Genomic DNA, 13,187 nt, shown 5'->3' on the forward strand with positions numbered 1-13,187 from the left:
CGCCCGCCGACAGCTAGCATTTACACAAGCAGATCGCTTTAAAAACAAGTGATTGATGGCAAGGGAGGCGAACACGTATGTACTGGTACATCAAAGCGTTCAAAAATTACCTCGGTTTCACTGGCCGGGCGCGTCGTAAAGAGTACTGGATGTTCGCGCTGGTGAATTTCATCCTGGCGGGCGTGATGGTGGCGCTTGATAAAATGCTCGGGCTGCGCATCACCGATGAACGCGGCCTCCTTAGTGCGCTTTATGGGCTGATAGTGCTGCTGCCCACCTGGGCGGTGCAGTTTCGCCGTCTGCATGACACCGATCGTACCGCCTGGTGGCTGCTGTTGCTCCTGGTGCCGGTTATCGGCTGGCTGGTCATTCTGATTTTCAACTGCCAGGAAGGCACCCACGGCGAAAACCGCTTCGGCCCGGATTCAAAGCACCACCACTGATCTTTCGCCGCGCTCCGGCGCGGCGTCGCCCTTTCCTTTTCCCGTCGCAAACACCATAAGCGCACAAAGTCTGTTGATTAGCTAAACCGGTTTAATTATTGTTTAGCGCAGGATGAATCGAAGGAGATATGCATGTCAGCAAAAGTATGGGCTCTGGGGGACGCGGTCGTCGATCTGCTGCCCGACGGCCAGGGCCGGTTATTGCAATGCCCAGGCGGCGCGCCGGCCAACGTGGCGGTGGGCGTGGCGCGGCTCGGCGGCGTGAGCGGGTTTATTGGCCGCGTCGGGCGCGATCCGTTCGGGGAATTTATGACCCAGACGCTACGCCAGGAAGGCGTGGATACGGGCGCGATGCATCAGGATCCCGCGCATCGCACTTCGACGGTGGTCGTCGCGCTCGACGATCGCGGCGAACGCTCGTTTACCTTTATGGTGCGCCCGTCGGCAGATCTTTTTCTCACCGAGGACGATCTCCCGGCATTCTCTGCGGGAGAATGGCTGCACGTCTGCTCGATTGCGCTCTGCGCCCAGCCGTCGCGCGATACCGCGTTTGAAGCGATGGCACGGATAAAACGCGCGGGCGGCTTTGTCAGCTTCGATCCGAACATCCGTGAAGATCTCTGGCCGGACGCCGCGCTGCTGCGTGAATGCGTGGCGCGCGCGCTGGCGCAGGCCGATGTGGTGAAGCTCTCGCTGGAAGAGCTGGCGTTTATGACCGGCGGCGATGATAAAGAAGATGCCCTGGCGCTGGCGCGCCGCCACGGGATCCCGCTGCTGCTGATCACCCGCGGCGCAGAAGGCGTCGACGCCTGCTTTAACGGGGAGCTGCATCATTACCCGGCGGTGCCGGTTGAATGCGTCGACACGACCGGCGCGGGCGACGCCTTTGTCGCCGGGCTGCTGTGGGGCCTTGCCGCGCATGGCCTGCCGGATAACGCCGCCGCGCTCGCGCCGCGGCTGGCGGACGCCCAGACCTGCGGCGCGCTCGCCACAACCGCCAAAGGCGCCATGACAGCCCTGCCTCGCCTGAACGATCTTCAGCAACGCCTCGCCTGATCCTGCGGGCCGCGCCCGCGGCCCGTTTTGCGAACCTCATCACAATCACTAAACCGGTTTAGCTAATTTTATTGCGAGTAAAAATGGGCCGTGATTATGATTGCGCACTAAACCGGTTTAGCAAGTTAGCAAAATGATGATAACGCCTTCTCAGGGATGCCATACCATGATTAGAAAAAGCACTCTTGCCCTCACCATTGGCTTACTGGCCGGTGCGCCCGCCGCCTTTGCCGACAGCAATATGACCAGCATCGAAGCGCGTCTGGCGGCGCTTGAACAGCGTCTGCAAGCCGCAGAGCAGCGCGCCAGCGCCGCTGAGACGCGCGCAGAAGCCGCCGAGCGTCAGGCCCGCGACCTGGCCGCCTCACAGCAAAAAATGCAGGCGGCGGCGCAGCCGGTCGCAGCAAGCGCCGCAAAGCCCGCCCCGCAGGCAGCGAGCACCGACGGGTTTGAATTCCACGGCTACGCCCGTTCCGGCCTGCTGATGAGCGACTCCGCCGCCAAAACCCAGGGTGGCCCGTCCTTTACGCCTGCCGGTGAAACCGGCGGCCATGTGGGCCGTCTTGGCAATGAGCCGGACACCTACCTTGAGATGAACCTGGAGCACAAACAGACGCTGGCCAACGGCGCCACTACGCGCTTTAAAGTGATGGTGGCCGACGGGCAGCGCAGCTATAACGACTGGACTGCCGACACCAGCGATCTCAACGTGCGCCAGGCGTTTACTGAGCTTGGTCACCTGCCGACCTTCACCGGCGCGTTTAAAGATGCCACCGTCTGGGCCGGTAAACGCTTCGATCGTGATAACTTCGATATCCACTGGATAGACTCCGACGTCGTATTCCTGGCGGGCACCGGCGCGGGGATTTATGACATGCGCTGGAGCGATAACGCGCGCAGCAACTTCTCGCTCTATGGCCGCACGTTCGGCGATATCGAAAACAGCGAAAACACGGCGCAGAACTATGTGCTGACCCTGAACAACTATGTCGGGCCGGTGCAGCTGATGGTGAGCGGGATGCGCGCCAAAGATAACGAAGACCGCGTGGATATCGAGGGCAACCGCGTGAAGAAAGATGCGGCGGAAGATGGCGTGCACGCGCTGCTCGGCCTGCATAACGACAGCTTCTACGGCCTGCGCGAAGGCTCGTCGAAAACCGCGCTGCTGTATGGTCACGGTCTTGGCGCGGAAGTGAAATCTATCGGCTCCGACGGCGCGCTGTTGTCGCAGGCGGACACCTGGCGTTTTGCGAGCTACGGCATGACCCCGCTTGGCGGCGGCTGGCATATCGCGCCGGCGCTGCTGGCCCAAAGCAGTAAGGATCGCTACGTGAAAGGCGACAGCTACCAGTGGGCGACCGCTAACCTGCGCCTTATCCAGGAGATTAACCAGAACTTCGAATTGCAGTATGAAGGCAGTTATCAGTACATGGACCTGCGCCCGGAAGGCTATAACAACCGCAACGCGGTCAGCGGTAACTTCTATAAGCTGACCTTCGCGCCCACGCTGAAAGCGGGCGACGTCGGCGAATTCCTCAAGCGTCCTGAGCTGCGTCTGTTCGCTACCTGGATGGACTGGGATCACCGTCTGGATAACTACGCCAGCAGCGATTCCTTCGGCAGCAGCGGTTTCACCGCTGGCGGCGAGTGGAACTTCGGCGTCCAGATGGAAACCTGGTTCTGATGATAACGGCCCCCGCCGCGCGGGGGACTGCGCTTTGCTGACAATACAAAAACCACAAGACTGAGGTTGTTATGGATTTTGAACAGATTGCCCGCTCGCTCCTGCCGCTGCTTGGCGGCAAAGAGAATATCGCCAGCGCCGCCCACTGCGCCACGCGTCTGCGGCTGGTGCTGGTGGAGGACGCCAAAGCCGACACCGCCGCCATCGGCAATGTCGAAGGCGTCAAAGGCTGCTTTCGCAACGCCGGACAGCTACAGATAATTTTCGGCACCGGCGTGGTCAACAAAGTGTATGCCGCGTTTATCGCGGTCGCCGGGATCAGCGAATCCAGCAAATCGGAAGCGGCGAGCGTCGCCGCCCGCAAGCTGAACCCGTTCCAGCGCATCGCCCGCCTGCTCTCCAACATTTTCGTGCCGATTATTCCGGCGATTGTGGCGTCCGGCCTGCTGATGGGCTTGCTCGGCATGGTGAAGACCTACGGCTGGGTAAGCCCGGATAACGCGCTCTATATCATGCTGGATATGTGCAGCTCGGCGGCGTTTATCATTCTGCCTATCCTGATAGGCTTTACCGCCGCGCGTGAGTTCGGCGGTAACCCGTACCTGGGCGCGACGCTTGGCGGCATCCTCACCCACCCGGCGCTGACCAACGCCTGGGGCGTGGCGGCAGGCTTCCACACGATGAATTTCTTCGGGATCGAAGTCGCAATGATTGGCTATCAGGGCACCGTATTCCCGGTGCTGCTGGCGGTGTGGTTCATGAGCCTTCTTGAAAAACAGCTGCGCCGGATTATCCCGGACGCGCTGGATCTGATCCTGACGCCGTTCTTTACCGTGATCATTTCTGGTTTCGTGGCGCTGCTGGTGATTGGCCCGGCGGGCCGCGCGCTCGGTGACGGCATTTCACTGGTGTTAAGCACGCTTATCGCGCACGCCGGCTGGCTGGCGGGGCTGCTGTTCGGCGGGCTTTACTCGGTGATTGTGATTACCGGCGTGCACCACAGTTTCCATGCGATTGAAGCCGGGCTGCTCGGCAACCCGTCTATCGGCGTGAATTTCCTGCTGCCCATCTGGGCGATGGCGAACGTAGCGCAGGGCGGCGCATGCCTCGCGGTGTGGTTTAAAACCAAAGATCCGAAAGTGAAAGCGATTACGCTGCCATCAGGCTTTTCGGCGCTGCTCGGCATTACCGAGGCGGCGATTTTCGGGGTAAACCTGCGCTTCGTGAAGCCGTTTATCTCCGGGCTTATTGGCGGCGCGGCAGGCGGCGCATGGGTTGTCTCCACGCATGTGGGCATGACCGCGGTCGGCCTGACCGGCATTCCTGGCATGGCGATTGTTCAGGCCAGCTCTCTGTTGAACTACGCCATCGGCATGGCTATCGCTTTCTGCATCGCTTTTGCGGTCTCTTACCTGTGGAAATACAAAACGGACGCTGAATAATGACTACCCGTACGCTGCTGCCCGCCATTTTACAGGCCGTGATGAAAGGCCAGCCGGTCGCGCTTAGCGATCGCCACTACCCGCGCTGGCATCTGGCGCCCGTTACGGGCCTGATGAACGACCCGAACGGTTTTATCCATTTTCAGGGGCGTTATCACCTGTTTTATCAGTGGAATGCGCTGGGCTGTCAGCATCAGCATAAGTGCTGGGGGCACTGGAGCTCGGCGGATCTGACGCACTGGCGTCACGAGCCGCTGGCCCTGATGCCGGATGAAGAGTATGACCGCAGCGGCTGCTATTCCGGCAGCGCGGTGGATGATGCCGGCAAACTGACGCTCTGCTACACCGGCAACGTGAAGTTTGACGACGGCACGCGCACCGCGTGGCAGTGTCTGGCGGTACAGAACGCCGATGGCGGCTTTGACAAGCTCGGCCCGGTGATGCCGCTGCCCGGCGGCTACACCGGCCACGTGCGCGACCCGAAAGTCTGGCGTCACGCAGAACACTGGTACATGGTGCTGGGCGCGCAGGACCTGGAGCTGCAAGGCAAAGTGTTGCTGCTACGCTCCGTAAACCTGTGGAACTGGGAAAATCTCGGCGAGATAGCGGGCAGCACGCTCGGCGGACTCGGCGATGCGGGTTACATGTGGGAGTGCCCGGATCTCTTTATGCTGGACGGCAAAGCCATTCTGCTCTGCTGCCCGCAGGGCGTGGCGCGCGAAGAGAAACGCTTTCTTAATACGTACCCGAGCGCGTATCTGTGCGGCGAACTCGATTACGAACAGCCGGAATACCGCCACGGCCCGCTGGTGGAGCTGGACGCGGGTTTTGAGTTTTACGCGCCGCAAACGACGCTTGCAGAAGATGGCCGCCGGTTGCTTATCGGCTGGATGGGCGTGCCGGACGGCGAGGAGATGCTGCAACCGACCGTGGCGCAGGGCTGGATCCATCAGATGACCTGCCCGCGCGAACTCTCACTTCGCGACGGCTTGCTCTGCCAGCAGCCAGCGCGCGAACTGGCCGCGCTGCGCGGCGATGAACAGCGCGTCGAGGGCGCGGCATCGGCGCTTGCGCCCATTGCGGCGCAAAGCCTGGAGCTGATGCTGGAGGCCCAGGGCGACGTCACGCTTGATTTCGCCGGAACCCTGCGCCTTGAATGGACACGGGACGGCCTGCGCCTTTCGCGCCGCAGCCTGAAAAGCGGCGAGTGGCTCTACCGCTACTGGCAGGGCGAGGCGAAACGCCTGCACATTCTGTGCGACAGCTCCAGCGTCGAGATCTTCATCAACGACGGCGAAGGCGTCATGAGCAGCCGCTATTTCCCGGCGGCCAGCGCGATGCTCGCCTTTGACGGCGGCGCGCAACTCCGGCTGCGCTACTGGTCGTTGCGCCCTTGCATGGTAGAATGAGGGTTTGACCACTAACCGAACCGAAGCCGTGCGAAAAACCAAACGCGTTACCATCAGTGATATCGCCGCCCTGGCGGGGGTCTCGAAGGCCACCGCCAGTCTGGTGCTTAATGGACGAGGCAAAGAGCTGCGCGTGGCGCAGGAGACGCGCGAGCGCGTTCTGGCTATCGCGTCGCAGCATCATTATCAGCCGAGCATTCACGCCCGCCTGCTGCGCGATAACCGCAGCCATACGCTGGGGCTGGTGGTGCCGGAGATTACCAACTACGGTTTCGCCGTGTTTTCATATGAGCTGGAGACGCTGTGCCGCGAGGCGGGGCTTCAACTGCTTATCTCCTGTACCGATGAAAACCCCGGCCAGGAGACCGTCGTGGTCAATAACCTGGTATCACGCCAGGTGGACGGGCTTATTGTCGCCTCCAGCATGCTGAGCGACAGCGACTATGTGAAGCTCAGCGAACAGCTCCCGGTGGTGCTGTTCGACCGTCATATGAACGACACCGCGCTGCCGCTGGTGATCACCGATTCCATCACGCCGACGGCGGAACTGGTCGAGCGCATCGCGCGCCAGCACCCGGACGAATTCTATTTTCTCGGCGGGCAGCCACGCCTCTCTCCCACACGCGACCGGCTGGAAGGCTTTAAACAAGGGCTGGCGCAGGCGGGCGTTGCGCTGCGCCCCGAGTGGATCATTCACGGGAATTATCATCCGAGCAGCGGCTATGAGATGTTCGCCGCGCTCTGCGCCCGTCTGGGCCGTCCGCCGAAGGCGTTATTTACCGCCGCCTGCGGCCTGCTGGAAGGGGTGTTGCGCTATATGAGCCAGCATCGCCTGCTGGAAAGCGACATCCATCTGGCGAGCTTTGACGATCACTATCTGTATGATTCGCTGTCGGTACGCATCGATACCGTGCAGCAGGATTGCCGCCAGCTGGCGCTCGACTGCTTTGAGATGATCACTCAACTGGTGGATGACAATGAACCGACGCCGCTGCAGCGCTACCTCCCGGCCACGCTGCAATGGCGTCATCCGGCGGATTAACGCTTCACGTTAAAGAGTTTCGGTATTTCGCGCAGGCACCAGGCTTTCGCCTCGCCCATGCTGTCGCGCCGCCAGGCCATGATGATGTCCACCTCGCTGGTGGACTCCGGGCTCACCACGCGCAGACGCCCTTCGGCAATATCTTTTTCCACCAGCGGATACGGCATCGTCGCCACGCCAAGCCCGGCGAGCAACGCCTGGCGCTTGTCTTCAATGGACGTCACCGTCAGCCTCGGCTGTTTATCGAGCAACTGCACCGTCAGCACCGGCCGCTCACGCGCGGTATCCGCCACCGCCACGCCGCGATATTTCACGCGCGTCACCTCGGAAAGCGGTTCCGGCTCGTCATGGATGGGGTGATCCGGCGCCGCGACATAGACGTTCATCAGCGTATAGAGCTTGCGGGAGTTTATCTCTGAGGACGAGCGAAAATGCATATCCGGCGCGATGACGATATCGGCGCGCCCTTGCTCAAGCCGCTCCCAGGCGCCCGCCAGCACTTCGGTGATGAACGAGAGCTGCGTGTTGGCTTTCGCGGCAAGTTTATCCACCAGCGGGAACAGGCACGGCGTGGGCACCAGCGCCTCAGCGACAATCGTCAGGTGCGTTTCCCAGCCGCGCGCCAGCGCCTCGGCGTCCGTCGTGAGTTTATCCGCCGCCTCCAGCAGCACGCGCCCGCGCTCCAGCAGCATTCGGCCCACATTGGTGAATTTGGTGCGGTGGCCGGAGCGGTCGAACAGCACTACATCCAGCTCCTCTTCCAGCTTCTGCATGGTGTAGCTCAGCGCCGACGGCACGCGGCCGAGTTCGTCAGCGGCGGCGGCGAAACTGCCGCGCCGGTCGATAGCGTCCATGACGCGCAACGCCTCCAGCGTCAATGCCCTTTCTTTAGCCATCAGGTTCTCGTTCAGTAAATTTGAATATACCAAGCAGATTAACTGGCTAACAATGCAGCGTCCACACCCTTAACATAAAAGCCTGTCAAGAGAGGTAAAATTATGATTATTACGAGAACAGCCAAACAGTGTGGGCAAGCTGACTATGGATGGCTGCAGGCTCGCTATACCTTTTCCTTTGGACACTACTTCGACCCGAAACTGTTGGGCTACGCCTCGCTGCGCGTGCTGAACCAGGAAGTGCTGGCGCCCGGCGCCGCGTTCCAGCCGCGTACCTATCCCAAAGTGGATATCCTCAATCTGATCCTCGATGGCGAAGCGGAATACCGCGACAGCGAGGGCAACCACCTGCGCGCGAAAGCGGGCGAGGCGCTGCTGCTGTCCACTCAGCCGGGCGTGAGCTACAGCGAACACAACCTGAGCAAAGACCATTCGCTGACGCGGATGCAGCTCTGGCTCGACGCCTGCCCTGAGCGCGAAAACCCGGCGGTGCAGAAAATCGCGGTCGGCCCGCAGGCGCGCCAGCTCCTCGCCTCCCCGGACGGCGCCGAGGGCAGCCTGCAGTTGCGTCAGCAGGTCTGGTTATGGCATATAGCCCTCAACGAAGGAGAATCCGTGAGCATGTCGCTGAACGGGCCGCGCGCGTATCTGCAGTCGATCCACGGCACGGTGCACGCGAAGACCGAAACGGAAGGCAAAGAGGCATTAACCTGCGGAGACGGCGCTTTTATTCGTGACGAGGCTAACATAACCCTCATCGCCGATTCGCCGCTGCGCGCTTTACTGGTAGATTTGCCGGTGTAACAAGAAGGTGCGGATCGCTGCACCAGGAGTCATAAAATGAGTACTATCACACAGCAAAATAAAGTCACGAAGTTGACTGTTTCACCCGCCCCGCAGGAAGCGTCTACACGCGCCGGAGCGCATTCAGAGTTTACCTACGATTGTATGCTCAGCGAGCTGGAAGCCATTATCGCTGAAGCCGAAGTCCGTCTGGCCGAGGAAGAAGCCGCCTGACGTACGCTCTCCGGGCGGGCCTTATGGCTCGCCTGCTCCTGCCCCCCCTTATTTGCCGCAGCGTAATTCTCCCGGTCTGACGAAAATTATCCTGCCGTCTGCTAACATACCGGGCGCCATCCACGCCAGCAGATTCGCGTCCACAAAAATATCTTTACCCTGTCAGTTTCCGATTTTCCCCTCGTTTACCGGCTCTTCGCATCAAAAGCATAACGTCCTTTGCGCCGCGCATGAAAATAGCCTCTCATGCCGGACACGATCTGGATTATGGAAAAGATGATGAGGATTATCAGAGGTAAAATATGAAAAAAATCGTACTCCTGGGGTTAACGCTGTTGAGCACAACCTGCCTCGCAGCGGAGGATAAAGCGGCTACCCTGTCTGTCAACGGATTAGTGCATCGGTCCTTAAGTTGTACCGTTTCCCTGAGCCGCCCTGCGGTCGATTTAAAGACCCAGGCAATTGGAAGAATACCTAAAGTCGCAACCAGCCCAATAAACACGACGTCGTCCGTCCTGGTGGTAGCCTCCATTACTGGCGCAGGCTGTAAAGATTACACCAATATCAAGAATTACTACGCGCGTACGGCGATCCAGTTTAGCGGCGTTGCAGACAGCAATGACAGCACCGTTCTTGCCAATACAGCCAGTGATGACACCGCCGCAAAAGGTATCGCCGTTGGTCTGTATACGATCGAGGGCGTTCGGTTTAAAATCAACAGAAATATCCCTTTAAGTGATGGCCAGTTCCCCTTCTTTATCGGAATGGTCAAAGTCAATGATACCCCCACTACCGGTAAGGTGCAGTCGTCCCTGACCGTTTCCGTAGAGCACCTTTAAGCAATCGATCTTCTGCTCTCAAAGCAAAAACCCCGCATAAAGCGGAGTTCTTACTTAACGATGTTGAAGATGACCGATAAGCCGCGTGCTTTTCACAGAGAGCGTCGTGGTAAGTCATACATTTGGGCTTTGCCCAAAAAGCAAAACCCCGCCGGAGCGGCGTTTTTTAAAGTGTGAAGATGACCGATAAGCCGCGTGCTTTTCACAGAGAGCGTCGTGGACAGTCATTCATCTTCGCCCTGCCCCAAAAGCAAAACCCCGCCGGAGCGGGGTTTTTTAATGTGTGAAGCTGACCGGTAAGCCGGGTGCTTTTCACAGAGAGCGTCGTGGACAGTCATTCATCTTCGCCCTGCCCAAAAAGCAAAACCCCGCCGGAGCGGGGTTTTCTAAAGTGTGAAGCTGACCGGTAAGCCGCGTGCTTTTCACAGAAAGCGTCGTGGTAAGTCATACATTTGGGCTATGCCCAAAAAGCAAAAACCCCGCCGGAGCGGGGTTTTCTAATGTGTGAAGCTGACCGGTAAGCCGGGTTCTGTCGTGGACAGTCATTCATCTAGGCCAGCAATCGCTCACTGGCTCAAGCAGCCTACCCGGGTTCAGTACGGGCCGTACCTTGTGAACCCCTATTTGGCCTTGCTCCGGGTGGAGTTTACCGTGCCGCGAACTGTTGCCAGACGCGCGGTGCGCTCTTACCGCACCCTTTCACCCTTACCTGATCCCGCTTGCGCGGGCCATCGGCGGTTTGCTCTCTGTTGCACTGGTCGTAGGCTTGCGCCCCCCAGGCGTTACCTGGCACCCTGCCCTATGGAGCCCGGACTTTCCTCCCCTCCGTCCGTCTCCCCGAAAGGACGACGACGAAGCGGCGACTGTCTGGTCAGCTTCGGCGCGGAGTATAGAGGGTTTATGCTCGCCTGTCACGCGTAGCCCGCATTCTTAGAACCTTCCTCGCAATCTTTCCTTCGATTCCTTTCGATAGCCTTCGAAATATCCCTTTTGCGATCGAAATCACAACCGAAACTTTCGATAATATATACATTCCTTTCAAACAAAACATTCCGAAAGAAAGGCGTAAAAGATGTTTATTATTTCCAGTAAAAACCAGCTTCTTAAGGCGCAGCGGGAAGGCTATGCGGTGCCGGCTTTTAACATTCATAACCTCGAAACCCTGCAAGTAGTGGTGGAAACCGCCTGCGACATGCGCGCTCCCCTGATTGTCGCAGGTACGCCGGGCACATTCTCCAGTGCCGGAACGGGTAATCTGCTCGCGCTCGCCGCCGCGATGGCGCGGCACTATAACCATCCGCTGGCGGTGCATCTCGACCACCACGAAACGCTGCCGGATATCGAGAATAAGGTAGTAGCAGGCGCGCGCTCCGTCATGATTGACGGTTCACATCTCCCCTTCAAAGAAAACGTCGGGCTGGTGAAAAGCGTTACCGCGTTTTGTCACCGCTATGACGCCAGCGTCGAGGCAGAGTTGGGGCGGCTCGGCGGCCAGGAGGACGATCTGGTCGTCGGCGATAACGACGCGCTGTACACCGATCCGGCGCAGGCCCGCGATTTCGTTGAGCAGACCGGTATCGACTCCCTTGCCGTCGCCATAGGCACCGCGCACGGTTTCTATCACGCGGAGCCCCGGCTCGATTTCGCAAGGCTCGCTGATATCCGCGCTGTGGTTGACATCCCGCTGGTGCTGCATGGCGCCTCCGGGTTACCCGCAGGCGATATTCAAAAAGCGATCTCTCTGGGCGTTTGCAAAGTCAATGTTGCGACGGAGCTTAAGGCAGCCTTCTCCGCCGGGCTTAAGCGCTATTTTCACGACAACCCCGACGCGAGCGATCCCCGCCATTACATGCAACCCGCTAAAGCCGCAATGAAAGAGGTCGTGCGTCAGGTGATTCATCGTTGCGGCTGCGAAGGGAAGCTTTGACAACACGCGCAGGCGTTTCGGGCTACGTCCGGCGCGCCCTGCCATAAGCGCTTTTTGACAATTTTCGAAATATTCACGAGGCAGCTCGCGAAAGCGAAGCATGGCCTTTGTCACGCAAACAACACTTTATGAAATTAAATGAAAATGGAGGGAATATGCAGGATCTGATAGCCCGACACAAAGCTGGCGAACATTATGGGATATGTTCCGTCTGCTCCGCCCATCCGCTGGTAATAGAAGCGGCGCTGCGTTTCGATCTTCACACTGACAGAAAGGTGCTGATCGAAGCCACCTCAAACCAGGTGAATCAAACTGGCGGCTACACCGGTATGCAGCCTCACCAGTTTCGCGATTTTGTCCATGAGATAGCGGATCGGCTTGGCTTTCCCCACCAGCGCCTCATTCTGGGCGGCGATCACCTGGGGCCTAACTGCTGGCAAAACGAAAGCGCAGAAGCGGCAATGGAAAAAGCTGTCGTGCTGGTCGCCGCGTATGTGAAGGCGGGTTTCAGCAAAATTCATCTCGACGCATCGATGTCCTGCGAAGGCGATCCTGTGCCGCTTGCGCCGCATACGGTGGCCGAGCGTGCAGCCCGGCTGTGTGAGGCGGCGGAGCGCGCTGCCACCGCAGAGCAACGGCAACGGTTAACGTATGTCATCGGTACGGAAGTGCCCGTGCCGGGCGGCGAGGCCACGACTATCGGCAGTGTTCACGTCACGCGCGTGGAAGACGCCTCGCTGACGCTTGAAACCCACCGCGAGGCGTTTTACCGGCTGGGGCTGGAGGAAGCATTCGCCAGAGTCATCGCCATGGTGGTGCAGCCCGGCGTGGAGTTTGACCATACCCAGATCGTTCACTATCAGCCGCAACAAGCACAGTCGCTTTCGGCATGGATTAACCAGACGCCGCTGGTGTATGAGGCCCACTCAACTGACTACCAGTCCCGCCAGGCATACCGGGCGCTGGTTCATGACCATTTTGCCATTCTTAAAGTAGGCCCTGCGCTCACCTTCGCGCTGCGCGAAGCCCTTTTCGGGCTGGCCTATATGGAAGACGCGCTGATGCCGCCGGAACGTCGCAGCCACGTGCGGGACGTCATTGACGAAGTGATGCTGAACGAGCCGGAGTACTGGAAAAAGTATTACCGCCCCACCTGGAGCCAGGCGATGGTCGATATTCATTTCAGCCTCTCCGATCGCATCCGTTACTACTGGCCGCACCCGCGCATCAGCCAGAGCGTCGGCAAACTTATCGCCAATCTGGAAGAGACACCGCTTCCGCCCGGTCTTATCAGCCAGTTTCTGCCGGGGCAGTTTGAGCGGGTCAACACCGGGACGCTGGCAGCCACGCCGTACAACCTGATTATCGACAAAATTCAGGATGTGCTGCGCGCCTACCGTTACGGCTGCTCCCCCTGCGCCGAATAACACAG

At 59.4% G+C, this 13,187-nt stretch carries 12 protein-coding genes and 1 other RNA gene; 11 read left to right on the forward strand and 2 right to left on the reverse strand.

Annotated features, from left to right (window positions below; translation table 11 throughout):
• The first annotated feature begins 77 nt into the window (after positions 1-77).
• The 6 genes from AFK63_RS16130 (at position 78) to AFK63_RS16155 (ending at position 7,076) form a co-directional block, all read left to right on the forward strand.
• Positions 78-443: a DUF805 domain-containing protein gene (locus tag AFK63_RS16130; RefSeq protein ID WP_038865413.1), complete on the forward strand. Its 366-nt coding sequence runs from the start codon at positions 78-80 to the stop codon at positions 441-443.
• Positions 444-575: 132 nt separating this feature from the next.
• Positions 576-1,499: an aminoimidazole riboside kinase gene (locus tag AFK63_RS16135; protein WP_038865417.1), complete on the forward strand. Its 924-nt coding sequence runs from the start codon at positions 576-578 to the stop codon at positions 1,497-1,499.
• 166 nt (positions 1,500-1,665) lie between these two features.
• The gene (locus AFK63_RS16140; RefSeq protein ID WP_038865421.1) at positions 1,666-3,183 is read left to right on the forward strand and encodes a carbohydrate porin; all 1,518 of its coding nucleotides are present in this window, start codon (positions 1,666-1,668) and stop codon (positions 3,181-3,183) included.
• 71 nt (positions 3,184-3,254) lie between these two features.
• Positions 3,255-4,625 (forward strand): sucrose-specific PTS transporter subunit IIBC, encoded by a 1,371-nt coding sequence (locus AFK63_RS16145; RefSeq protein ID WP_038865425.1) that lies wholly within the window; start codon positions 3,255-3,257, stop codon positions 4,623-4,625.
• Positions 4,625-6,034: a sucrose-6-phosphate hydrolase gene (locus AFK63_RS16150; RefSeq protein ID WP_053531585.1), complete on the forward strand. Its 1,410-nt coding sequence runs from the start codon at positions 4,625-4,627 to the stop codon at positions 6,032-6,034. The genes AFK63_RS16145 and AFK63_RS16150 overlap by 1 nt, the downstream gene beginning before the upstream one ends.
• A 28-nt stretch (positions 6,035-6,062) precedes the next feature.
• Positions 6,063-7,076, forward strand: coding sequence for a substrate-binding domain-containing protein (locus AFK63_RS16155; RefSeq protein ID WP_038865637.1), 1,014 nt, complete (start codon positions 6,063-6,065; stop codon positions 7,074-7,076).
• On the opposite strand, the gene yhaJ is transcribed toward AFK63_RS16155, so the two are convergent.
• Positions 7,073-7,972, reverse strand: coding sequence for a DNA-binding transcriptional regulator YhaJ (gene yhaJ, locus AFK63_RS16160; protein ID WP_004385839.1), 900 nt, complete (start codon positions 7,970-7,972; stop codon positions 7,073-7,075). The genes AFK63_RS16155 and yhaJ overlap by 4 nt on opposite strands.
• A 102-nt stretch (positions 7,973-8,074) precedes the next feature.
• Between yhaJ and AFK63_RS16165 the strand changes: the two genes are divergently transcribed.
• The 3 genes from AFK63_RS16165 to AFK63_RS16170 all read left to right on the forward strand — a co-directional run bounded on the left by AFK63_RS16165 (position 8,075) and on the right by AFK63_RS16170 (position 9,828).
• The gene (locus AFK63_RS16165; RefSeq protein ID WP_038865434.1) at positions 8,075-8,776 is read left to right on the forward strand and encodes a pirin family protein; all 702 of its coding nucleotides are present in this window, start codon (positions 8,075-8,077) and stop codon (positions 8,774-8,776) included.
• Positions 8,777-8,812: 36 nt separating this feature from the next.
• Positions 8,813-8,989, forward strand: coding sequence for a hypothetical protein (locus tag AFK63_RS21510; RefSeq protein ID WP_165688844.1), 177 nt, complete (start codon positions 8,813-8,815; stop codon positions 8,987-8,989).
• A 302-nt stretch (positions 8,990-9,291) separates the two neighbouring features.
• Positions 9,292-9,828 carry a fimbrial protein gene (locus tag AFK63_RS16170; RefSeq protein WP_236613122.1) on the forward strand — a complete coding sequence of 179 codons (537 nt, stop codon included), beginning with the start codon at positions 9,292-9,294 and terminating at the stop codon, positions 9,826-9,828.
• Positions 9,829-10,330: 502 nt separating this feature from the next.
• Here AFK63_RS16170 and rnpB read toward each other — a convergent pair.
• An RNA gene (gene rnpB / locus AFK63_RS19920) (RNase P RNA component class A) lies at positions 10,331-10,707 on the reverse strand.
• Between the two features lie 193 nt (positions 10,708-10,900).
• Between rnpB and AFK63_RS16175 the strand changes: the two genes are divergently transcribed.
• Positions 10,901-11,755: a tagatose bisphosphate family class II aldolase gene (locus tag AFK63_RS16175; protein ID WP_038865436.1), complete on the forward strand. Its 855-nt coding sequence runs from the start codon at positions 10,901-10,903 to the stop codon at positions 11,753-11,755.
• A gap of 155 nt (positions 11,756-11,910) precedes the next feature.
• Complete coding sequence (gene gatZ, locus AFK63_RS16180) at positions 11,911-13,182, forward strand: tagatose-bisphosphate aldolase subunit GatZ (protein ID WP_038865438.1); 1,272 nt, start codon at positions 11,911-11,913, stop codon at positions 13,180-13,182.
• Positions 13,183-13,187 lie beyond the last annotated feature (5 nt).

The sequence above is a fragment of the Cronobacter muytjensii ATCC 51329 genome (assembly GCF_001277195.1).
Classification (GTDB): domain Bacteria; phylum Pseudomonadota; class Gammaproteobacteria; order Enterobacterales; family Enterobacteriaceae; genus Cronobacter; species Cronobacter muytjensii.